20 protein-coding genes are annotated in these 21,659 nt (G+C 46.6%); 11 read left to right on the forward strand and 9 right to left on the reverse strand.

Features of this window, described 5'->3' with window-relative positions; genetic code table 11:
* Positions 1-18: 18 nt before the first annotated feature.
* From H8K52_RS08380 to H8K52_RS08390, 3 genes are read left to right on the forward strand one after another with little or no spacing between them, the layout of a single operon-like run.
* Positions 19-726, forward strand: a complete 708-nt coding sequence (locus H8K52_RS08380; RefSeq protein ID WP_186922445.1) for a DUF4124 domain-containing protein — start codon at positions 19-21, stop codon at positions 724-726.
* Positions 727-786: 60 nt separating this feature from the next.
* A complete protein-coding gene (locus tag H8K52_RS08385) occupies positions 787-1,266 on the forward strand; it encodes a (2Fe-2S)-binding protein (RefSeq protein ID WP_186922446.1) in 480 nt (159 codons plus the stop codon).
* The gene (locus H8K52_RS08390) at positions 1,263-3,518 is read left to right on the forward strand and encodes a molybdopterin cofactor-binding domain-containing protein (protein WP_186922447.1); all 2,256 of its coding nucleotides are present in this window, start codon (positions 1,263-1,265) and stop codon (positions 3,516-3,518) included. Before H8K52_RS08385 ends, H8K52_RS08390 begins: the two co-directional genes overlap by 4 nt.
* Positions 3,519-3,592: 74 nt before the next feature.
* On the opposite strand, the gene H8K52_RS08395 is transcribed toward H8K52_RS08390, so the two are convergent.
* The gene (locus tag H8K52_RS08395) at positions 3,593-4,384 is read right to left on the reverse strand and encodes a phasin family protein (RefSeq protein WP_186922448.1); all 792 of its coding nucleotides are present in this window, start codon (positions 4,382-4,384) and stop codon (positions 3,593-3,595) included.
* Between the two features lie 237 nt (positions 4,385-4,621).
* On the opposite strand from H8K52_RS08395, the gene H8K52_RS08400 reads away from it, so the two are divergent.
* Both H8K52_RS08400 and H8K52_RS08405 read left to right on the forward strand, forming a co-directional pair.
* Complete coding sequence (locus tag H8K52_RS08400; protein ID WP_186922449.1) at positions 4,622-4,981, forward strand: nucleotide pyrophosphohydrolase; 360 nt, start codon at positions 4,622-4,624, stop codon at positions 4,979-4,981.
* Between the two features lie 17 nt (positions 4,982-4,998).
* Entirely contained in the window at positions 4,999-5,484 is a 486-nt protein-coding gene (locus H8K52_RS08405; RefSeq protein ID WP_186922450.1) for a WbuC family cupin fold metalloprotein, read from the forward strand.
* On the opposite strand, the gene H8K52_RS08410 is transcribed toward H8K52_RS08405, so the two are convergent.
* Positions 5,476-5,907, reverse strand: a complete 432-nt coding sequence (locus H8K52_RS08410; protein WP_186922451.1) for a hypothetical protein — start codon at positions 5,905-5,907, stop codon at positions 5,476-5,478. The two genes, H8K52_RS08405 and H8K52_RS08410, sit on opposite strands and share 9 nt — an antisense overlap.
* Positions 5,908-5,913: 6 nt before the next feature.
* Entirely contained in the window at positions 5,914-6,549 is a 636-nt protein-coding gene (locus H8K52_RS08415; RefSeq protein WP_186922452.1) for a methyltransferase domain-containing protein, read from the reverse strand.
* A 320-nt stretch (positions 6,550-6,869) separates the two neighbouring features.
* On the opposite strand from H8K52_RS08415, the gene H8K52_RS08420 reads away from it, so the two are divergent.
* Positions 6,870-7,448 carry an outer membrane beta-barrel protein gene (locus H8K52_RS08420; protein ID WP_186922453.1) on the forward strand — a complete coding sequence of 193 codons (579 nt, stop codon included), beginning with the start codon at positions 6,870-6,872 and terminating at the stop codon, positions 7,446-7,448.
* 135 nt (positions 7,449-7,583) lie between these two features.
* Here H8K52_RS08420 and H8K52_RS08425 read toward each other — a convergent pair whose 3' ends face one another.
* The 6 genes from H8K52_RS08425 to H8K52_RS08450 all read right to left on the reverse strand — a co-directional run bounded on the left by H8K52_RS08425 (position 7,584) and on the right by H8K52_RS08450 (position 12,300).
* Positions 7,584-8,072 (reverse strand): hypothetical protein, encoded by a 489-nt coding sequence (locus H8K52_RS08425; RefSeq protein WP_186922454.1) that lies wholly within the window; start codon positions 8,070-8,072, stop codon positions 7,584-7,586.
* Between the two features lie 11 nt (positions 8,073-8,083).
* Positions 8,084-8,401 carry a hypothetical protein gene (locus tag H8K52_RS08430; protein ID WP_186922455.1) on the reverse strand — a complete coding sequence of 106 codons (318 nt, stop codon included), beginning with the start codon at positions 8,399-8,401 and terminating at the stop codon, positions 8,084-8,086.
* Positions 8,402-8,633: 232 nt separating this feature from the next.
* Positions 8,634-10,148, reverse strand: a complete 1,515-nt coding sequence (locus tag H8K52_RS08435; protein ID WP_186922456.1) for an aminotransferase class V-fold PLP-dependent enzyme — start codon at positions 10,146-10,148, stop codon at positions 8,634-8,636.
* 242 nt (positions 10,149-10,390) lie between these two features.
* Complete coding sequence (locus tag H8K52_RS08440; RefSeq protein WP_186922457.1) at positions 10,391-10,852, reverse strand: DUF6691 family protein; 462 nt, start codon at positions 10,850-10,852, stop codon at positions 10,391-10,393.
* A 15-nt stretch (positions 10,853-10,867) separates the two neighbouring features.
* A complete protein-coding gene (locus tag H8K52_RS08445; protein WP_186922458.1) occupies positions 10,868-11,308 on the reverse strand; it encodes a YeeE/YedE family protein in 441 nt (146 codons plus the stop codon).
* Between the two features lie 332 nt (positions 11,309-11,640).
* Positions 11,641-12,300, reverse strand: coding sequence for a pyridoxamine 5'-phosphate oxidase family protein (locus tag H8K52_RS08450; protein ID WP_186922459.1), 660 nt, complete (start codon positions 12,298-12,300; stop codon positions 11,641-11,643).
* A gap of 106 nt (positions 12,301-12,406) precedes the next feature.
* On the opposite strand from H8K52_RS08450, the gene pdxR reads away from it, so the two are divergent.
* The 5 genes from pdxR (at position 12,407) to H8K52_RS08475 (ending at position 21,624) form a co-directional block, all read left to right on the forward strand.
* The gene (gene pdxR, locus H8K52_RS08455) at positions 12,407-13,870 is read left to right on the forward strand and encodes a MocR-like pyridoxine biosynthesis transcription factor PdxR (RefSeq protein ID WP_186922460.1); all 1,464 of its coding nucleotides are present in this window, start codon (positions 12,407-12,409) and stop codon (positions 13,868-13,870) included.
* A gap of 124 nt (positions 13,871-13,994) precedes the next feature.
* Positions 13,995-14,786, forward strand: a complete 792-nt coding sequence (gene imuA, locus H8K52_RS08460; protein ID WP_186922461.1) for a translesion DNA synthesis-associated protein ImuA — start codon at positions 13,995-13,997, stop codon at positions 14,784-14,786.
* On the forward strand, positions 14,701-16,326 hold the full coding sequence (locus H8K52_RS08465; protein ID WP_186922462.1) for a Y-family DNA polymerase: 1,626 nt from the start codon (positions 14,701-14,703) through the stop codon (positions 16,324-16,326). Before imuA ends, H8K52_RS08465 begins: the two co-directional genes overlap by 86 nt.
* A gap of 155 nt (positions 16,327-16,481) precedes the next feature.
* Entirely contained in the window at positions 16,482-19,640 is a 3,159-nt protein-coding gene (locus H8K52_RS08470; protein ID WP_186922463.1) for an error-prone DNA polymerase, read from the forward strand.
* Positions 19,641-19,938: 298 nt separating this feature from the next.
* Positions 19,939-21,624, forward strand: a complete 1,686-nt coding sequence (locus tag H8K52_RS08475) for a DUF885 domain-containing protein (RefSeq protein ID WP_186922464.1) — start codon at positions 19,939-19,941, stop codon at positions 21,622-21,624.
* Positions 21,625-21,659 lie beyond the last annotated feature (35 nt).

Here is a 21,659-nt window from a genome sequence, read left to right on the forward strand (position 1 = left end):
CAGATAGAAATCCTCGTTATGCCTAAGTATCTCAAATTGTTAATGATTTTCAACAGTCTGTGTCTGACATTGTCGACGACGGAAGCTGCGGCGCAAACCATGTATCGCTGCGGGAGTAGTTATCAGGATAAACCCTGTGCCAATGGACAAACTTCAGTGGTAGTGGGCACGCAGAAAAGTGCAGCTCGTGATCAATCAGAACGTGTCAGCCAGATAGATCCAGCATGCAAAGCCAAGGGTGAAGAGGCAAAGAAAATCATTTGGATGCGCGAGGGCGGGGCGCAAAAAAATGATCTCCTAGCGAAATCGAACAGCATAGAACAGAGTCAATTAATTACCGAAATCTATGCCGTGCGGGGCAACTCGAATGAGATTCGTGCCAATATCGAAAAAAATTGCATGGAACAAAAAGAGGTAAGTAAGCGAATAGGTGCATTGCCAGATGCTGCAACTTTGCAAGCATTAGTCACAGCGCAACAGGCGGCACAAAATACTGAGAAATCCAATGTGGGTCAAATTGACGCAAAAAAATCAGGCCGAGATCAATCGATAGAAGATGTTGGACCACCGGCAGTTAAAAAGCGTTTGTCTTGTCCTAGCTTGAAAAATCAATTGGAAATTGTGAATGCCAATTTGCGTGCAGGTGGAGATGTGCAAAGTAGGCAAACTCTTCAACAACAAAAACTCGATTTCGAAAAGGAAGTTGCACAAGCATGTGGCCAATAAAAAGCCAACGATTGAATTAAAATCACCTGATATTTTCGATATCGAAAACGAGGAGTATGTATGAGTAAATATACCTTAAGCATCAATGGTGCTACAAAGTCTGTCGATGTGGTTCCAGACACGCCCTTACTATGGGCATTGCGTGATTCTCTGGAATTAAGTGGTACGAAATATGGATGTGGTGTGGGGCAATGTGGCGCTTGTATGGTGCAGATCAATGGCGTCCCGACGCGTTCATGTATGACACCAGTGTCTAGTGTAGGACGTCAGAAAGTGACGACCATAGAAGGTCTTGATCCAAAAGCGGTACATCCACTGCAACAAGCTTGGCAAGAACTCGATGTGCCGCAATGTGGCTACTGTCAATCTGGGCAGATTATGAGTGCCGCTGCGCTGTTGAAAGATAATCCGAATCCTAGTGATGCCGATATTGATGCCGCGATGGGGGGTAACTTATGTCGCTGTGCGACCTACATGCGTATCCGTGCAGGCATTCATCGTGCCGCTGAAATCGCCCGTACTCAGAAAGGTAAAAAATGAAAACATCAGATTTGGAATTAGCAAATTCTTCCCGTCGTGATTTTTTACAGCAGACTGGTACGGGGACCGGTGCCTTGGTGCTAGGCAGTTTTTGGAGTGCAGGTGCGAATGCCGAACAATCGGTGACGAAACCAACTGATGGCGCTTCTTTCACGCCAAGTGCATTGATCAAAATTGATGCGGATGGCAGCGTTACCTTAATTTCTAAGCAACCCGAAATCGGACAAGGCATTAAAACATCCTTGCCGATGGTCATCGCCGAAGAACTAGAAGTGAACTGGAAAGACGTCAAGATTGTACAGGGCGATTTGAATCCTGCTTATGGTGGGCAGTTTGCGGGTGGTTCTTTATCGACACCACTCAATTACGATGAATTCTTAAAACTTGGCGCATTAGCCCGCACCATGCTGATAGAGGCGGCAGCGCAAATTTGGAAAGTCGCTGCTGAAGAATGTCATGCAGAGAAGAGCAAAGTCTTTCACAAAGCGAGTAAGCGTCAGGCAAGCTACGCCAGTTTGGTCAGTAAAGCAGCGAGCTTGCCAGTGCCAGATGTAAAGACCGTCAAATTGAAAGACCCTGCTAAGTACACCTTAATTGGTAGCCGTATTGGTGGCGTTGATAATGCCGCTATCGTGACAGGCAAACCTTTGTTCGGCATCGATGTGAAATTACCCGGCATGTTGTACGCGGTGTATGAAAAGTGTCCGGCTTTTGGTGGCAAAGTGGTTAGCGCCAATTTGGAAGCCATCAAGGCATTGCCTGGCGTGCGTGACGCGTTCATTATTGAGGGTACAGATAACTTGAACGGATTAATGCCAGGCGTGGCGATTATTGCGGAGTCGACTTGGGCGAGCTTTAGCGCGCGTAAGCAATTGAAAGTCGTGTGGGACGAAGGCAAGGTCGTCAATGAAAGTTGGGATGACTTTGCTGCAAAAGCGGTGGCCGCATCTAAACAAGCTGGCGCGATTAATTTGCGCAAAGATGGCGATGTGAACGCGGCTTTGGCCAGTGCTACGAAAACAGTTGAGGCAAGCTATAGCTATCCGTTTATTTCTCATGCCAGTATCGAACCACAAAACTGTACCGCTTGGTATAAGCCGGAGGACGGTAGTTTGGAAATGTGGGTGCCGACTCAGAATCCGGCAGCGGGTCAGACGATTGTCACCAATATTTTAAAAATCCCAAAAGAAAAAATCACTTTGCATATGACCCGTAGCGGTGGTGGTTTTGGTCGTCGTTTGAGCGCTGATTATGTGATTGAAGCCGCTGCAATCGCGATGAAAGTCAAAGCGCCAGTGAAGCTGACTTGGTCGCGTGAAGATGATATGCGTCATGACCATTATCGCGCGGGTGGTTTCCATTTCTTGCGTGGTGGTGTTGATGCAAAAGGTAAGCTTAGTGCTTGGCATAATCACTTTGTGACTTTTGCGAATCGTGTGACGCGCGATGGCAAGAGTGTGTTGCAACCAGGTAGTGGTGCTAGTTTATCTGGTGATGAGTTCCCAGGACGTTGGGTAGAAAATTGTTTATTAGAACAAACACCGATGGAAACAGGTGTACCAATGGGACCATGGCGTGCGCCGGGTAGCAATGTTTTTGCCTGGGTTTTCCATAGCTTTATTGATGAGTTAGCGCATGCAGCAGGTCGCGATCCGCTTGAATTCCGTTTGGAGATTCTTGGCGACAAAGACATCATGCAAGGCACTGGCGAACGCGGGCAGCCCTATAACGTCACACGGATGCGCAATGTACTGAAGATGGTGGCTGAAAAATCAGGCTGGGGTAAGCGTAAATTGCCTCGTGGTCAGGGGCAGGGCATCGCTTTTCACTTTAGTCATCGTGGCTATATTGCAGAAGTTGCAGAAGTCACGGTTTCCAAAGATGGGCAATTGAAAGTCGATCGTGTCGTCGTGGTTACTGATATCGGATCGCAAATTGTGAACATGAGCGGTGCGGAAAATCAGGTGCAAGGTTCAGTGATCGATGGGATCAGTACCTTGATGTTTCCAGAGCTGGATATTCAGCGAGGTCGTATCGTGCAGGGTAATTTTGGCGAGTATGGTTTGTTACGTATGCCAGATTCCCCAACCAAGATTGATGTACATTTCTTGAAGAGTAATTTCCCTGTGACGGGTCTCGGTGAACCAGCGTTCCCGCCATTGGCACCAGCGGTGTGCAATGCAATTTTTGCAGCAACAGGCAAGCGGGTTAGGCAGCTGCCATTGTCGCGCAATGATTTACGTTGGTCGTAAATTCTCGACTTGATCAATAAAAAACCCGGCATATCGAAAGATATGTCGGGTTTTGTTTACTGAGACGGATCTATTTATTGACGAACGCGTTTCTTAGCGCCTGTTGCTTTACTGCTTTTCGCTTTAAATTCAGGCTGACCGGCCGCGCCAGCAAAACCAGATTTAGGTGCAGGTTTCGCAGGTAAGCCGACGACGGCTGATTTTTTTACAGGAGATGCCGTTACTGCTGGCGGAGCAGTGTCTTTGACTTCGGCAACTTTTGCAGCTTCTGCGCTGGCGATTTTTTCGGTAGGTTTCACTTTGCGGACCTTTGGTGTTGGCGCTTGGCTGCTGACTTCAGTGATCTCCACTGTCTCTACCGTACTGATGTCTGCTTTTGCCGTGCTAGTTTTTCGTTTTGCCCTAATTGGCTTCGGTGCTGCTGGTATGTCGACAGTGTTGATATCTTTGATGAGGATTTGCGGCTCGACTGGCGACGGGGTAATTTGATCGCTGGTCTCCGTTGTGCCAACTTCGATAATGCTTTCTACTATCATAGGTGAAATTGTCTGACCTAAGGCAACAATTTTTTCTTGGATTTGCTGTTGCAAGGCAAATACGGCGTGTACATATTGCTGTGCTTGTGCGGCATAGGCGCGCGCTTGGCTTGAGGTGCGTGTAAAGAATTCTTGTGGATCTTTGAGTTGCGTTAAATCTGCACAATACTGATTCCAATTTTCCCAGCTGGTTTGCAAAGTCTGCGCTTGAAGCTCAGAAGCGCGATCGAATTCTTCACTGAGCGATTGGGTCAGATGTTGGTAAGCGATTAACTGCTTTTCCAGGTCTGGTAATGGTTTGTTAGTGAGCTGATGTGAGACGAAAATCATGTTACCTCCTTCGGGGTTGATTGTTGGCTGTGCTGATTTCGAATTGCCTCAACGATAGAATTTATACGGCATTGCAGCAATTTTTGAATTGTAAGCTGAGAATGCGTAAATGGCGAGTTTTCTTAGATATTATTGCTGCTCTGCGATATTCGAATTTAAGAATCCTATTTCGCGCCGGATAAAAAGGGTTTTGCCAGTAAAATGGCAGTTTGAATTAACATTCAGGGTGACCGTGGCATGCGAGAAAACCAACAAAACTTACAAGATATCCGAGAACAATTACGGCGCTTTGCTATGGAGCGGGATTGGCAACAATTTCATACACCTAAGAATTTGGCGACGGCATTATCAGTCGAGGCTGCGGAGCTGTTGGAACCATTTCAATGGTTGAAAACCGGGGAAATGAGTGAGCTCAATCCCACGGCGCTGGCGGCGATTCGATATGAAATGGCTGATGTTTTGAATTATCTGATCATGTTGGCAGATAGTTTGGATGTTGACCTGATCGCCGCGGCACAAGAAAAAATTCAACTTAATGCGCAAAAATATCCAGTCGATGCCGCTCGTGGTAATGCACAAAAATACACCCAGTTATAGAGGACGAAATCAGTATCATGAGCCAACCACAAGTGATCGATCAGCAAATGCTGCAAGACCTGTCAGCGCAGGCGAGAGTGAATCCACGCTTGCGTAAAAATTTGAATTTTCATACAAGCAACGAAGCGCACTGTCATCGCCTGTTGAATGCGTTAGAACCTGGTACGTATGTCCAGCCACATTGCCATCTGTCTGTAGAAAAGGATGAAACCTTATTCGTCATTAGTGGAAAGATTGGTGTTTTAATTTTTGATGCGACTGGGGTAGTGCTGCATACTTGCATATTGGCCGCATCTAGCGACAAAATGGGGATACATATTCCCCTAGGATGCTTTCATAGCATGGTTGCATTAGCACCGGGGTCGGTATTTTTCGAAGCGAAAGCAGGTCCTTATGTCGCGATTACTGAGCTCGAGCGCGCATCATGGGCTCCAGCAGAAAATGATCCCGCCGCGCCTGCTTATTTGCAGCTTATGCTGGGGTATTTTTCCGCATCAGAGTAGCTTAGTTCTGGCGATAAACTCGGTATGCGGATACTCATCTGCGCTGATCGCAAAGCCTTTGTGACTGAGCCAAACGCAAGCTTGATCCAGACTGGAGAAATAGCCGACTCGTTCTTCGCTGTATTGACCTGTTTGTGCTTGATGAATTTTTTTCTTTAGCTCGCTCGACACCACAATCGCCAATGCCTGACAATTATGGGCAAAGGCCCACTCACGCATATTCGGGAGAAGTTGCAAACTGCTCGCACTAGACATTTCCCAATTCTCTGCATTCGTCAGACCTACCCATGGTGCTTGGATTGGGGCTTTTTCTTGTGTTTCTTTAAATACAGCGAGCGTTCCATCTTCGTTGAAGACGCCCGCTGTACTTCGTATCAGTATTTGCCGGATGACGCTGATTTCCCACTCACCATGTATTTTCATAGTGGATTAAATACCTTGAGGAGTTTTCTGATATCGCCCAGACTGCTGAATTTCTTGTTCAGGTAATTTACGAAGGATAATTTCGATTCCAGCTTCCGCTACTGGTGTCAGGGTTTGATCAAAGCGCCCCAGCTGATATCGATAAGTCGCATCCAATAACTCTAGCTTGACGACTTGCGCCACATCTGAAAATGCCGCTAGAAATTCTAATAGGTTGATGGATTTCGCTGACCAGCTTTTTTGCTTATGGATGGTGAATGTCCATTTATGGTCACTATTGAAACTGGATGGAAATTGACCTTGTTCATACAAATCTTCATCTGGAATGGTGATAATCATATGACCACCAGCTTGAAGTACGCGCAACCAGTGGTGGAATGCTATCTTAGGATCGACCATGTGTTCCAGACAATGGCTGGAATGGACGAAATTAAGACTTTGGTCCGCAATGCTTGCCAGATACTGTGCATCACCGTCTGGCATGTCCCAGTTTTTCACCTGTTTCATCAAGGGAAATTGTTCTGCATATTGGCTAACTGGATCTGGTCCACAGCCGATGTCGATACCGTTACCGACGAAATAGCGCGTGGCGAATCGACTGTCGTGTAGGCGTCGGGAGAGTGCCTTACTGGCTTCATGCATGGTAAACCTCACATTAATAGCATCGCTGCAAATAAGAGAAATATTACACGATGCCAAGTGAAAAAATCGGAATCACGCATTGAAAAACATCACACCTGTGTTCGCCATGATCATTTTTCAAGAGGGTAAGTTCTGCATGTCTTGATTAATAAAAAAGTATAGTGTCTCAGTACCAGTTGGTGTGTCGAGAACAACCTCGTAAAACCTACTGAGGATTTTCAAAGACTCTGATTAGACTCGCTTCCATGTTGTGCACCACGATTAATAGCGGTGCATACATTGAACTGAGGTTCATTTCTTTTCTTAATTTAGAGGTCTATATGTTGAAGAAAAATTTGTTGGTATCCCTGATTATGGTTGCGGGTTTAGCAGTTGGCGCATCAGCGTCGGCGCAAGTCTATGTTGGCGGAACTGTTGGTCAGTCAAAATGGAACGTCGATTGCAAAGAAGCGGGCGTTACCTGTGATAAGTCCACTAATGCTTATAAATTAATCGGTGGCTATAACATCGATAAAAACTTTGCCTTAGAAGCGAGTTACTTCTCTTTGGGTAAGATGCAAGCGAACGCCAAGATCGGCACTGTGAATGCTAGTGCAGAAGCCAAAGGAACAGGCTTTGAATTGGCTGGTGTTTTGAAGCATGACTTCGAAAATGGCTTCGGCGGTTTTGCAAAAGCAGGTATCGCTCGCGTTAAAGCGGATACAACAGCGAATGTGCCAACTGTGTTTAAGTTGTCAAATGACACCACGTCGACACAACCTGTTTTGGGCTTGGGTGTAACGTATGCCGTGAGTAAAGAAATCGCTCTGCGTGGTGAAATCGAATCTCGTCGTATAAAAATTGGCGATGATAAGAACACGGTGAATACGATCTCAGTTGGTTTGCAATACGCGTTTTAAACTGAGATTCTTTCAATTGTCGTAAATAGATCTTACCGGTCAATCGCGTAGTTAAGCTCATCAATAAGCGTACAACTAGGCACATAAAAAACGCGCAATCAATGTATGTTGATTGCGCGTTTTTTTTTCGGTGATTTAGTCGATTCGGGCAAAGTCTTGTTGTAACCACTTCAAAGCTGAGGTTTGATTCAATTTGAAATCAGGTCTCACTTTGATTCGGGCAAGTTGTTCGCCGTTGGCGTCAAATGCACTGAGATAAGCGTGTGGGTCGTCTTCATCCGGAATGATTTGCAAACTAATTTTATAGTCAGCATCATCACCATTTAGCATCAAACTTTTATTCAAACTGGCATGCAATTGTTGCTCATGGCGACGTACGAATTCACTCGCTGTTTTGACTAGGGTATTGAATGCGTTGTGATCTAGTGGCTTAGGATTTTTTTTGTCACGCCCCATAGTCCATGGACCGATCAGGGCTGCTTCTGCTTCGCCATCTTTGTACATCGCGACCGCCCAGCCATCATCGTCGTCATTTTTGATTACGCGCGCGGTCCAGCCTTTGGCTTGCCAAACGCGGGCTTCTTGAATCAAGGTATCTTCATCAGATGGAGTTAGTTCAGACATGCGATTTCTTTTTATTTGTTCGATGTTGTACTAAACACTTTGACGATACTCACGCCTTCGCTACCTGTGTTGCATGTATAAGCGCCGTCTTTTAATTGTATGAATTGTTCGGCATCCAAATCCACTGCCTGGCCGTTCACCGTCAGTGCGCAACTACCAGTTAATACATACAAGCGAAAACTATGGGATGCCTTGATCGTAATGCTTTGGTTCGCTTCATAAGTATTGCTGTAGAACTTGAAATTTTCTGATGGACGATGTTGCTGGCGCACGCCGATTTCCGAAATAGTGCTGTCTGCGATGGTAGACCAGGATTGAACTTGTGACATGGGATTCCTTGAAAATGAGATAGAAGCCGCACAGCTTAGTGCTGGAATGCGGGCGAATTCTGAATGCTGGGAAGTGATAAGAACAACGAAGTGCTTAGAAGTCTGCGCGACAGAAGAGGTAATAGTATACGTGAAATCAGCAATTTCTTTATGAGTTTGCTGAATGAGCCTTGCAGGTTTGCTAATCGCTTACCCTTCTGAGCCTTGGGTAAGCGATTGATTTGTTTGCGAATTACGCGGCGAACCAGCTAGCCACCATGCTTGCTTCGACTGATTTGGCTTCCTTGTGCAGAAATTCGTTGGTCGCGCAATCATAGCGATAGGCTGTTGCCCATTCTTGATGATGCGCAGCTAACTCTTTGATGCTAGTACAAACATAAGTAATTTCAGCATTCGTCGTCGTCGGATGAATCGACATACGTATCCAACCCGGTTTGCTGGTTAGATCACCAGAGCTGATTTGGTCGGTCAGCTTATGTGAAGTTTCTTGATCTACATTGAGCAAGTAATGTCCGTAAGTACCAGCACAGCTGCAGCCACCACGGGTTTGGATGCCGAAACGATCATTGAGTAACTTCACGCCAAGATTGAAATGCAAATCTTGAATGAAGAAAGAGATGACACCCAGACGATTTTGATGCTGTGGTGCGAGTATGGCTAAATTAGGAATTTGACCAAGTTCGGCAAATACATAATCAGTGATTTCCTTTTCACGTGCCAAGATATTAGCGATACCCATTTGCTCTTTGAGCTGGATCGCCAACGCTGTTTTGATGACCTGTAAGAAACCGGGCGTACCACCATCTTCACGGCTTTCAATATTGTCGATGTATTGGTGTTCACCCCAAGGATTCGTCCATGTCACCGTGCCGCCACCTGGGCAATCTGGCACCATGTTTCGATAGAGTTTTTTATTAAATACCAAAACGCCCGAAGTACCAGGGCCACCTAAGAATTTATGGGGTGAGAAAAAGATTGCATCCAGATAGCATTCAGGATCAGCTGGATGCATATTGATTTCGACATAAGGTCCAGAGCAAGCAAAATCAACAAAGCATAAGCCATTGTTTTGATGCATCAATTTAGCGACTTCGTAGTAGGGTGTTTTAATACCCGTCACGTTAGAGCACGACGTAATCGAAGCGATTTTCATCGGACGGTCTTGATATTTGAGCAGTAAGGTTTTCAAGTTGTCGACGCAAAACAAGCCATTCTCATCAGCTGGAATGACTTCCACATCAGCGATGGTTTCCAACCATGATGTTTGGTTGGAATGGTGTTCCATATGCGAGATAAAAACGACAGGGCGTTTGTCTTTAGGCAGTGAAAAATACTCTTTCAGTGACTCTGGTACTTTGAGTCCCAAGATACGTTGAAACTTATTCACGACACCTGTCATGCCGGTGCCATCATTAATCAACACATCGTTGTCATCCGCATTCACATGTTTTTTGATAATGTGTTTGGCTTCGTGATAGGCCAAGGTCATGGCAGTGCCAGAAATGGTCGTTTCAGTGTGGGTGTTGGCGACAAATGGACCAAACACGTTCATCAACTTTTCTTCGATAGGGCGATATAGGCGCCCGCTGGCTGTCCAATCGGTATAAATAATATTTTTAGTACCGTAGGGCGATTCAAATTGCTGATCGATGCCGATGATTTGCTCTCTGAATGGCGCGAAGTGTTTCTCAAGTGCGCTCAGAGTGCTAATTGAGATTGAAGAAGATGAAGTTGCTGCATTATCCATTGCGATGTTTCTCTTGATGAAGAAGCGATGTCGAAAAGCACGATGTTAACATAGGCTTATGCCGACAGGGAATTTACAAATTACGAGAAAGTCTATGGATATTTACGCAAAAGTTACATCTTTGCATACAAAAAAGCCTCGTTTTTGTTTTCTTGGGTGAAAATCAAACGAGGCATTTTTATTTGCGATACATTATTTTGATGTGTTTGTTTATTCGATGCAGCTAAGCTGTTAGAAAAAAATTAGTCATCGTTGTCGTCAGTGATTTGGTGTTGATTGCGACCTGCAGTTGCCAGTTTAAAGCGATCCGCCAGCCACATTCCTAGACACATCATTAGCACAAATGCCGCACCTTTGGCGATACCAGCGCCGAGCAAAACAATACTTGGGCCAGGACAAATACCAGCGATTCCCCAACCAATACCGAACAACAAACTACCGCCAATTAAGCGCCCATCAATCTCGGTTTTTTTGGGAAACCGGAGTAGCTCACCAGTCCACGCTTTTGTTTTTTTTCTGAGGACGGTAAATGGCACAATAGCGATGCCAATTGCTCCCGCCATCACTAAAGCTAACGAAGGATCCCAAGCGCCAAATAGATCGAGAAAAGCCAACACTTTGCTAGGGTCAGTCATGCCTGCAATAATTAAACCTAAACCAAAAATAATTCCGCTAATGGCAGCGATAAAAATGCTAATCAACATAAAAATAAATCTCAATTAAAGTACATGACGAACTAGGGCGACCGTCGCGAAACCCGCGCCCATAAAGGCTAAGGTGGCAATGATAGAACGTGGTGATAGACGTGAAATGCCACAAACACCGTGCCCGCTGGTGCAGCCAGAGCCAAGGCGAGTACCGAAACCAACGATCAAGCCAGCAAATAAAAGTGCAGGCCACTCTGTTTGAATTTCAATCGTCGGTAATTCACCAAAAACCGTGTATAAAATGGGACTAATCGCGAGCCCAAGAATGAAAGCTAAACGCCATGGCCATTCTGATTTGTTAGCTTGAAATAGGCCAGTAAATACGCCAGCAAGAATGCCAGTCACGCCAGCAATGCGCCCGATTCCTGCCATCAATAATACTGATGCCAAACCGATCAATAAGCCGCCACCAATGGCAGTCAACGGGGTAAATTGTTCCCATGCGATGTGCATAGATTTTCCTCAAAAAATAGTCGTCAGTGTGATTTTTAAAAAATATCAAAGCAGAGTATGTTGAGCATCAACTTGCAGATCAATTGCTGGTGTCAGTGGCGATCATCTGAGCTAAAAAATCACAATGTTGAATCTTATTTTTTAATTTTTTAGTACTAGCTATTGAGTGCTAGAGGCGTAAAAAATGATCTCGTGAAGCTTGCTTTAAAAAACCGAAAATGATTATAGAGGGAAAAAAAGAAGCAAGTGGTCGGGTACAGGCGTCAGAAAAGGCGCAAAGGCAGGGAAAAGGGAAACAAGTCGGCGTGATGTTCCCCGTAGGTGTTTGTGTTTTAGTTCGCTGTATGCCAGTTTTTGACATAGGCGGGTGCTGCCTGCGTGTTGAGCTCGTGAGGAATGGGCGGCAATGTTTGGCGGCAAAATGGTAAGACACCGGCCCAAACCGCTTGTGCCATATCCTCTTCATCGTCGTTTGGGCCACCGCTGCGTTGTTTGCAAGCAGCCTCCGTCAAAGCAATGCGCATCACGGTCGTTCCTGCCAATTCGGCGTGATTGCCGGGGCGAGCTTCTTGTTCACGTCCGGGAGCGATTTTGTCCATGAAGGCAGTCATCGCAGCAGCTTTGTGTTCGCCATCGACGCGTTCGAAGATGCCATAAATCATGGCCGAACGATAATTCATAGAATGATTAAATGCAGCGCGTGCCAGTACCAAGCCATCCAAGTGGGTAATGGTGACGCAGGCTTGTGTTTCACGCATCAGAATCTTTGCTAAGCGACTCGGATTCGCTGCATGAATATATAGAAAATCAGCTTCGCGCCAGCACGCAGTGGGAATGCAATGACTGCCTTTGTCATCGGCAAACGCAACGTGGCAAAGATAGGCGTCATCAATAATCGCGTAAAGCGTAGCCTGATCGTAGTTGGCATTCTCGGCAATTCGACGTACTTGAGTGCGTTCGCTTGGGGCTGCGGCGTTTGTATTGCTTGTCATCGTAGCGTGTCCTTAAAAGTATGTTTGGTGAAAACTAAGTGAACTATAATCATCTACTGGTTCTAGCTCAAGATCCAATGATGTTATATTTTTTAGGACTACAAAAATGGATTACTCTTTATTGCTAGCGCGTTATTCTAAAAATCAAAAGAAGGCTTGGTCAGCACAAAAGACTTTGCATGCGGCCTTAAAAAATGCAATTCAAGATGGTGCACTAGCCGCTGGAACTCGTTTACTCTCTAGCCGTGTGCTAGCGCAAGAGTTAGGAATTGCGCGTAACACGGTGGTGTACGCCTACGAACAATTAGTAAGTGAAGGTTATTTGAGCACTGACAGGCGCGGTAGCGTGGTCAATAGTATGGCGGTGATCGCTAGGCAGCTGCAGACCTTGACGTCAGACACTGAACCCAGCATGAGTCTGGCGCGCCGTGCACAAAATCTCATGTCCTTACCTGTCGCTTCGGATTTGACCTCGGGATTTGCGCCCGGTGTGCCTGCGTTGGCAGATTTTCCTATCGCATTATGGCGAAAAAATTTAGATGCAACTTGGCGACAGCTATCGGTAGCGCAGCTCGGCTATGCCGATGCATCAGGTGAACTCGTGTTGCGCACCGCCATTGCCGATCACCTGCGCGCTTCGCGCGGCGTGGACTGTGACGAGGAGCAGGTGATTATTACGGATGGTACGCAAAGTAGTTTGAGTTTATGTGCACATGCTTTGGCGGATGTCGGCGATAAAGTGTGGATAGAAAATCCCGGCTACGTCGGTGCGCAAATTGCTTTTCGGTCCGCCCAGCTCAAGTTGATCGGTATTACGGTCGATCAGGATGGTATTGCACCCAAAGCCAACGATTGGCTATTGCATCCACCTAAATTTGTGTATGTCACACCTTCACATCAATATCCTACAGGACAGGTACTGAGTTTAAGCCGGCGTTTGGAGTTGATTCAACAAGCGCGCTTGCATGGCAGTTTATTGATAGAAGATGATTACGATAGTGAATTTCGCCACGATGGACCGCCGCTTCCAGCCATGCAGGGACTCGTTCCGGATGCGCCAGTCATTTACTTGGGGACGTTTAGTAAAACACTGTTTCCAGCGTTACGTATCGCTTATCTTATTCTGCCGAAAAACTTGGTAATAACGATGCGTGCCTTAGTCGCAAAAGCATCTTTGCGCGGGCGCTCTGCGGATCAGATTTGTCTGGCAAAGTTTATGCGTGATGGTCATTTTTTACAGCATTTACGACGTATGCGTCGTTTGTACAAACACAGACGCGATGTCTTGGTGGATTTGTTGCAGACGCAGTTGGGCGACATTGCCAGTGTGCGTGGTGATACTGCGGGGATGCATCTGTCTTTATGTTTTCATGATGCCAGCTTAAACGACCAAGCGATTAGTCAAGCTGCATTAGCGCAGGGCATTGTGGTGCCAGCCTTGAGTTCACATGCGGTAGGGCAGCGACGGCAAGCTTGGTCGGGCTTGATGCTAGGTTATGCCCAAGTACCTGTGGAAGAGATGCCTGACTTAGTGGCTAAGTTGCAAAAAGTTTTGCGTTGCCAGTGTTGAATTATCCGCAGCTTAACTTATTGATTAGGTAGCTCAAAAGTCAATAAAAAATAGTCTAAACAAAGCTTTGAAAAATCCTTAAACAAGGAATATACTGTATATACATTCAGTATTTTTTCTTGTTATGCTTTCCCTTATATCGCCACACGCCGCTACGAATTTAGAGAATCTGCATCCGTCTTTATGGCGCGCATCGCAGTTGGGGCGTAGCTTTGGCGAATATCTGGATTGTGGTCATCCGTCTCTGGCAGATGAGTTACCAGGAGCAGGCTGGCCCTTAGCCAATTTGACAGAATTACTAGTGCAACAAGCTGGCAGTGCCGAATTGCAATTGCTTAGCCCAGCACTGGCGCAACTGCGGGAAGGCCAGATTATTCTTTTGAACACGCCATATCAACCGCAGATTCTGGCGCTTTCTGCTTTACGGCTGGATTTATCGCGTGTGCTATGGCTACCGTGTAGCAAACCGCAAGATGCGTTATGGGCGGCGGAGCAAATCGTTAAGAATCAAGCTTGTAGCGCCTTATTACTGTGGCAGCCTGCGCGCCAAAATTTTAAAAGTGATGCTTTACGCCGCCTGCATTTAGCGGCACAAACGGGGCGTAGTTTGTTTTGCTTGATACGCCCGTGGGAAAGCCAGCTTAGTCCTTCGCCAGCGCCGCTACGGCTAAAACTGGCGCTCGACAACACCGGTTTGCAAATCGAGGTATTTAAACGACGAGGGGCGCAGCAGGCAAAACCCATCGTTTTGCCATTGAAAGATTTAGTGCCGCAATTTTCATTACCCGCTAGTCATTATCAGCTTCATAACCAGCTTCATAGCCAACATCATGCCAATCTTGATTCCTCCTTTGTGGATAGCCATTTACCTGCCGCAGCTCGCGCTGGAGGTATTTCATCCGCATTGGTGGAGTGATGGCTTACATAATTGCTTCAATAATGGTTTAAGCGATGGTTTAAGTGAAGGCCAAAGTGATTATCTGCATCAGCAGGCAGATCATCATCTGGTGGTTTGTGAACAGCAACGTATCTATGCTTTAAGCGACAGTCTCAGAGTCTGTGGTCTTTTGCCCGGCATGCGGCAAAACAGCATTGCCTTATTGTGCGAACAAGCCGAGGTCAAACAACGTGATCCGGAATTAGAGCGAACATTACGTCAGCAAGTAGCTGTCAGTCTCTTACAGTATTCGCCGCAAGTGCGTTTTTGTGAAGATCATGCAGACATTATTCTGATCGAGGTCGCTGCCAGCTTGCGACTATTTGGTGGCATACGACAACTGTATCGCCGCATCCGGCAAGACTTACACCATTTGGGTGTCAGCGCGACAATTGGAATCGCTCGCAACGCCAGTGCTGCCAGCTTATTAGCGCAAAAGATCGTACAAAAACCAGCCACAAAAATAGTAAGCAAACAGCGACGACCGCGTCAGTTACAACTATGTTTAAGCAATAAACGCTTAGCGCAACATTTAGATGTTCTACCTTGTTATTTGCTTCCAGCCACACATCGCTATCTTGATTGGCTGCAAGGAATCGCTTGTACCGACTTAAGCGCATTACGCCATTTGCCACGCGCTGGTTTACAACGGCGTTGTGGTAAAGCACTACTTAATGCATTAGATATCGCGTATGGAGAGCAAGTCGCCTTACATCAATGGATTACCGTGCCCGACAGTTTTCATGCGCGTTGTGAATTGCCAGATCGTATCGACAAAACCGACACCATTTTTCATTTCACACGCGGGTTGGTATTGCAATTATGTGGCTGGCTCAATCAACAACAAAAAGCGATTAAACAAATCACGCTCATACTCGAACATGAGCGCGGTCGCCAGGCGGTTGCACCGAGTCTATTACAGATTCCATTTGCGAAAGCCTGCTGGCAAGAAGAACACATCACGCGTTTACTCAAAGAAAAACTCGCCCAATGGCAATTGAGCAGCGCGGCAATTGCGGTACGTTTGGAAGTGAACGAAATGGAAGCACGGCAAGCCTTCAGCACTTCTTTATTTCCCGATCAAGGTAGCCAAAGCGAAAGTGAAAGTCGTTTGCTAGAACTCCTCATCGCCCGCTTAGGTGCAGAGCAAGTGCTGCAAGCCGCACCGCATGCCGATCATCGGCCTGAAGTTGCCAATCGCTGGATTTCCGTGCTGGAAAAATCACCAAAAAAACTGCACGCATTGGCGTTCAATAATCCGCGCCCGAGCTGGTTATTGAAAGCACCCTTAGCACTCAGCGTCAGGCAGCACAGCCCGTATTACGGCTCGCGCCTGAAACTCTTATCGCCAGCAGAACGCATAGAAGCAGGATGGTGGAATGGCCAGCTCGTCACTCGCGACTACTTCATTGCCGAATGCAGCAAATACTATCGCTATTGGATTTATCGCGAACGCATAGGACAAGAAAGGCTAATGCAAGAAGACGAGGCTTGGTTTTTACATGGGGTGTTTGGATGAGAAAAATTTTTTATGAATTTGTAAGTGGTCACCATGCATCATTATTGTTGTTGGGCTTCACTTTGTTCAGCACCAACCTACAACAATTGCCATCATCGTCGACTGGGATGGTCACAAATCGTGGGCTGGGCTAACAAGCCTAGCATTAAGCCAAAATGCTCCCTCACTACGCCGAACTTTACTGTCAAACCAACTTCAGCTTCTTACATGGTGCCTCCCATGCAGAAGAGCTGATTGCACGTGCAGTGAAACTCAATTATCAAGCACTCGCTATCACCGATGAGTGTTCGCTCGCTGGCGTAGTGCGCGCACATGAAGAAGCGCAAAAGCATCAATTTGCTTTGATTATCGGCAGCGTATTTCAACTAGAAACCAGCTTGCGCTATCCACAATTAGACAAGATGCGCATCATCGCCATCGCGCAAAACCGGCATGGCTACGGCAACCTCTGTGAATTAATCAGCCTAGCCAGAATGCGGACGAATACAGTGAAAGGCAGTTACCTCATCACGCCCGAAGATTTCAGTCATCCTCCCAGCGATCTGCAACACATCACCGGTCTGCCTGACTGCTTACTTATTTTGGTTCCTGACTACCCGCTCGCACCAGACATAGTCAGAGCACAAGCAGCTTGGATGGCAAGTCTTTTTCCCCAGCGTGCCTGGCTGGGTTTGCATCTTTTAACCCAGCCTATGGACGACTGGCAGCAACAACATCTGCAAGACATCGCTAACGAATTTAACTTGCCCGTGGTGGCTATCGGCAATGTCTGCATGCATGTGCGTTCACGTAAGCCGTTGCAAGATACTTTGACCGCAATACGCCTTGGCAAAGCGATTGCTGATTGCGGTTACGATCTCGCGCCGAATGCGGAACAGCATCTGCGCTCACGTCTGCGCCTAGGTAATATTTACCCAGCACCAGCGATACAAGAAACTTTGCGCATCGCTAATTTATGCCGTTTTTCATTGAGCGAATTACGCTATGAATATCCAGATGAACTGGTGCCACAGGGGCAAACACCCGCTTCATTTCTCAGACAAGAAGTTTATGCAGGTGCGCAGCTACGCTACCCTCAAGGTATTAGTTCAGATGTTAAAAATAAAATTGAATATGAACTTCATCTCATTAACGATCTCGCTTATGAGCCTTATTTTTTAACTGTGTATGACATCGTCCGTTTCGCCCGTTCACAAGATATTTTGTGCCAAGGGCGCGGCTCTGCTGCCAATTCCGTGGTTTGTTATTGCCTGCATATCACCGAAGTCAGTCCAGAAAAAGGCATCTTATTATTTGAACGTTTTTTATCGAAAGAGCGCGGTGAGCCGCCCGATATTGATGTCGATTTTGAACATCAAAGACGAGAAGAAGTCATCCAATATTTGTATACAAAATATGGCCGACATCGCACCGCACTGGCGGCTGCCGTGCACACGTATCGACCACGTGGCGCTTTGCGCGAAGTCGGTAAGGCGCTCGGTATCGATGCCCATCTAATCGATAAATTGGCGAAGTCACAGCATTGGTTTGATAGTAAAGAAGCTTTACTCGAACGATTCAGTGAAAGCGGTTTAGATCCGCAATCGATGGTCGCGCAACAGTGGGCGGGTTTAGTCAATCAACTCTTGAGATTTCCACGACACTTATCCCAGCACAGCGGTGGCTTCGTGATTGCACGCGACAAATTAACGCGCTTGGTACCTATCGAAAAAGCCAGCATGGAAGGCCGCAGTATTATTCAATGGGATAAAGATGATCTGGAAGCATTGGGTTTACTCAAAGTCGACGTACTGGCATTAGGCATGCTCTCAGCCTTGCAAAGAGCTTTTAAATTGATGCAGAAAATTCCCGGTTGTCCACAGCGTATGCAAGATATTCCCGTTGAGGATGCTGTCACCTACGACATGATTTGCAAGGCCGATACTGTTGGTGTTTTTCAGATCGAATCGCGTGCCCAGATGGGTATGTTACCGCGCTTACGCCCGCGTTGTTTTTACGATTTGGTGGTGCAGGTCGCGATCGTACGCCCGGGGCCGATACAAGGCGGCATGGTGCATCCTTATCTCAAACGCCGGCAGGGATTGGAACCTGTGGTTTATCCTAAACCTGCGATTGAAAAAGTCTTATCGCGCACTTTAGGCGTACCGATTTTTCAAGAACAAGTGATGCAAATCGCGATGGTCGCCGCCGACTTTACCCCGGGCGAAGCCGATGAGTTACGGCGCGCCATGGCAGCGTGGAAACGCAAGGGCGGGCTCGGTCATTATCAAAGCCGCATCGTTAATGCCATGATCAAGAATGGATACGAAGAAGAATTTGCGCAAGCAGTATTTAATCAAATGCTAGGGTTTGGCGAATACGGTTTCCCCGAAAGTCATGCTGCCAGCTTTGCTTTATTAACGTATGCGAGTTGTTGGATTAAGTGCCACCAACCCGCGGTGTTTTTATGTGCGCTGCTTAATTCTCAGCCTATGGGATTTTATTCGCCATCACAATTGGTACAGGATGCTAAACGACACCAAATTGTCGTGCGACCAGTCGATGTCATGCATAGCGATTGGGATGCCAAATTAGAAGATCTGCCTTTGCACAGCAACACAGGGCAACAGCCCGCAGTGCGTTTAGGCATGTCTTTATTACGCGGCATGTCGCAAGCAGCGGCAGAGCGTATTAGCCAGGCTAGGCAGCAAGCAATCTTTAGCGACATTCAAGATTTGGCACGTCGTGCACTATTGACTCGCACCGACCTCGAAGCCTTAGCCGATGGCAATGCCTTAGCCGCACTCACTGGCAATCGTCATCAAGCACTATGGCAAGCCGTAGCAGCCGTTCCTGACAAAGATTTACTGCGCCCAACAACGCTAGCGGAGTCGCCAGCACAACTGAGTACACCGAGCGAAGCACAAGAAATTTTGCGAGACTATCACAGCACAGGTCTCACTTTGCAGCGACACCCGATTGCTCTACTCAGACCGCGACTCTTAAAGCAACGCTTTCTCCCATCGGATGTATTGCATACGTTTCAGAACAAACAATTTGCACGCGGTTGTGGCTTAGTCACCGTCAGACAAAGACCAGGCACGGCCAAAGGTGTGTTGTTTATCACGATAGAAGATGAAACCGGCCCGGTAAATGTCATCGTCTGGCCAACTTTGGTCGATCAATTTCGCCATGAAGTGTTGAATGCTAAATTACTAGGTGTCTATGGCATTTGGCAAACCGATGGCAAAGTACATCATCTGGTCGCCAAACGTTTGGTGGACATGGGTCACTTGCTGGGTGATTTTGTGGCAGTTAGTCGGGATTTTTGTTAAGCGACTATATTTGATTAATTTTGTTTTGCCTCAGTTTTTTTCGCGATAGAGCTGACATGTTCGTGCTTAAAGACATCGTTGTTGATAATTTGGAACATTCAGTTAAATACAGCGTGTGAATACCTCGGTAAGTCCTCGATTCAGATAAAATCGACGCTAAGTCATTCAATGCTAGTCGCGATACAAACTCGACGTAGTGAGATTGAAGGACGAATAGGTAAAGACAATACTAGGGTTGAATTGGCGGTTTTTAACCGATCCCAAAGCAAGTGTGCTGATCACAATAAGAGGCTCGCAGATGATTTTTAAAACCACAATGGCATCCAAGGTCATATTCAGTGTTTTGTTAGCGTCACTGGGTATGTCAAGCACAGCAGTATTCGCTGAATCCACAAATTCTAAGAGCATACAAACAAAGAACGTAAAATCTCAAACCAACAATGTGCAAAGTCAATATGCCGATTTGGGTAAATTATTTGAGCAATGGCGTCGCTTCGAACGACCAACATGGAAAGACGGCGCCCCCGATTACACAGCACAGCGTCGAATCAAAGATTTAGAAACCTTTCGACAATTGCAGGCGCAACTCAAGACTTTTGATACGAGGGCGTGGCGTGTTGAACAACAAGTGGATTTTCAAATCGTTCAAGCCGAAATGAAGGGCTACGATTTTAATCAACGTATTTTGCAACCGTGGGTACGTGATCCAGCTTTTTATCAAAGCATCTATACCGAAGCGAGTGATACGCCAGCACGCGAAGGCCCAACCAATCATGCTACCGTCGAAGTCTGGAAATATCGCTTTCCTTTGTCTGTAGAAGATCAGCTCAAATTCGCCAAAGAGTTGGCAGTCATTCCTCCTTTATTAAAGCAGGCTAAAGGCAATCTCACAGGTAATGCTCGCGATCTATGGATTGCGGGCATCAATACATTTGAGCTGCAGGCTGAGGAATTAAAAAGCATCGAAAAAGATTTATCCAGCTACGCCAGCCCAGCACTCAAGCAAGCGCTGACAGCGGCGCAAACAGCTAACGCCGATTTTATTAAATGGCTAACCAATCAAGCACCCAAGAAAACTGGTCCCTCCGGTATAGGCAAAGAAAACTACACTTGGTATCAACAAAACGTGCATCTGGTGCCACTGACCTGGCAACAAGAAGTGGATTTGCTACAGCGTGAATTGGACCGCGCTTGGGCGAATCTGAAACTGGAAGAACAGCGCAATAAAGATTTACCGCCGATGCGCGCTGCAAGCACAGATGCTGAATACAAAGCGATGGCAGATCGTGCCGCCAGCAAGCTCATGCGCTTTTTGAGCGACAAGCAAGTGATGCCGATAAAGCCGAACATGGAGCCAGCGGTGCGCGAACATCTGCAATCCTTTGTGCCAGAGGATAAACGCAATTTCTTCAGTATCACACTGCATTACGATCCGGTTGCTTTGTATTGCCATTGGTACCATTGGTTCGATTTGGCGCAAATGCGAGATGAGCCTCACGCTAGCTCAATTCGACGCGGCCCCTTGTTATACAACATCTGGGATAACCGTAACGAAGGTGTGGCGACCGGCGTAGAAGAGATGTTTATGCACATGGGCTTACACGACGATAGTCCGCGTTCACGTGAACTGGTATGGATATTATTGGCGCAACGTGCCGCTCGTGGTCTGGGATCTCTATACGCGCATGCCAATCTCAAAACCATGGAAGAGGCCAGTCGTATACATCTTGATTGGACACCACGTAATTGGATGCGGCGCGAACCCCATTTGATTAAATTTGAACAGCATTTATACTTGCGTCAGCCTGGCTATGGCACAAGCTATATCGTCGGAAAATATTTGATCGAACGCTTGATGACGCAACGTGCCAAACAGTTAGAACTAGAGAATAAACCCTTTGTCATGCAGGATTTTTTCAAGGCGTTTAATGATTACGGTAACATTCCAGTGATGTTGACGAGTCAGCAAATGCTAGCAAAATAGAAGCGAGCTAGAAGTGAACTAGCCCCAAGGTAAAA

The organism is Affinundibacterium seohonense (assembly GCF_014284305.1).
Classification (GTDB): Bacteria; Pseudomonadota; Gammaproteobacteria; order Burkholderiales; family Burkholderiaceae_D; genus Undibacterium; species Undibacterium seohonense.

Bases quoted from the DNA above. Each gene is read 5' to 3' on its own strand.
- H8K52_RS08430 (WP_186922455.1), bottom strand. From the start codon at position 8,401: ATGTCACAAGTTCAATCCTGGTCTACCATCGCAGACAGCACTATTTCG.
- H8K52_RS08410 (WP_186922451.1), bottom strand. From the start codon at position 5,907: ATGAAAATACATGGTGAGTGGGAAATCAGCGTCATCCGGCAAATACTG.
- H8K52_RS08400 (WP_186922449.1), top strand. From the start codon at position 4,622: ATGCGAGAAAACCAACAAAACTTACAAGATATCCGAGAACAATTACGG.
- H8K52_RS08405 (WP_186922450.1), top strand. From the start codon at position 4,999: ATGAGCCAACCACAAGTGATCGATCAGCAAATGCTGCAAGACCTGTCA.
- H8K52_RS08470 (WP_186922463.1), top strand. From the start codon at position 16,482: ATGCTCCCTCACTACGCCGAACTTTACTGTCAAACCAACTTCAGCTTC.
- H8K52_RS08445 (WP_186922458.1), bottom strand. From the start codon at position 11,308: ATGCACATCGCATGGGAACAATTTACCCCGTTGACTGCCATTGGTGGC.
- H8K52_RS08415 (WP_186922452.1), bottom strand. From the start codon at position 6,549: ATGCATGAAGCCAGTAAGGCACTCTCCCGACGCCTACACGACAGTCGA.
- H8K52_RS08450 (WP_186922459.1), bottom strand. From the start codon at position 12,300: ATGACAAGCAATACAAACGCCGCAGCCCCAAGCGAACGCACTCAAGTA.
- H8K52_RS08435 (WP_186922456.1), bottom strand. From the start codon at position 10,148: ATGGATAATGCAGCAACTTCATCTTCTTCAATCTCAATTAGCACTCTG.
- H8K52_RS08420 (WP_186922453.1), top strand. From the start codon at position 6,870: ATGTTGAAGAAAAATTTGTTGGTATCCCTGATTATGGTTGCGGGTTTA.
- H8K52_RS08465 (WP_186922462.1), top strand. From the start codon at position 14,701: ATGCCAATCTTGATTCCTCCTTTGTGGATAGCCATTTACCTGCCGCAG.
- imuA (WP_186922461.1), top strand. From the start codon at position 13,995: ATGCTTTCCCTTATATCGCCACACGCCGCTACGAATTTAGAGAATCTG.
- H8K52_RS08380 (WP_186922445.1), top strand. From the start codon at position 19: ATGCCTAAGTATCTCAAATTGTTAATGATTTTCAACAGTCTGTGTCTG.
- H8K52_RS08390 (WP_186922447.1), top strand. From the start codon at position 1,263: ATGAAAACATCAGATTTGGAATTAGCAAATTCTTCCCGTCGTGATTTT.
- H8K52_RS08385 (WP_186922446.1), top strand. From the start codon at position 787: ATGAGTAAATATACCTTAAGCATCAATGGTGCTACAAAGTCTGTCGAT.
- H8K52_RS08440 (WP_186922457.1), bottom strand. From the start codon at position 10,852: ATGTTGATTAGCATTTTTATCGCTGCCATTAGCGGAATTATTTTTGGT.
- H8K52_RS08395 (WP_186922448.1), bottom strand. From the start codon at position 4,384: ATGATTTTCGTCTCACATCAGCTCACTAACAAACCATTACCAGACCTG.
- H8K52_RS08475 (WP_186922464.1), top strand. From the start codon at position 19,939: ATGATTTTTAAAACCACAATGGCATCCAAGGTCATATTCAGTGTTTTG.
- H8K52_RS08425 (WP_186922454.1), bottom strand. From the start codon at position 8,072: ATGTCTGAACTAACTCCATCTGATGAAGATACCTTGATTCAAGAAGCC.
- pdxR (WP_186922460.1), top strand. From the start codon at position 12,407: ATGGATTACTCTTTATTGCTAGCGCGTTATTCTAAAAATCAAAAGAAG.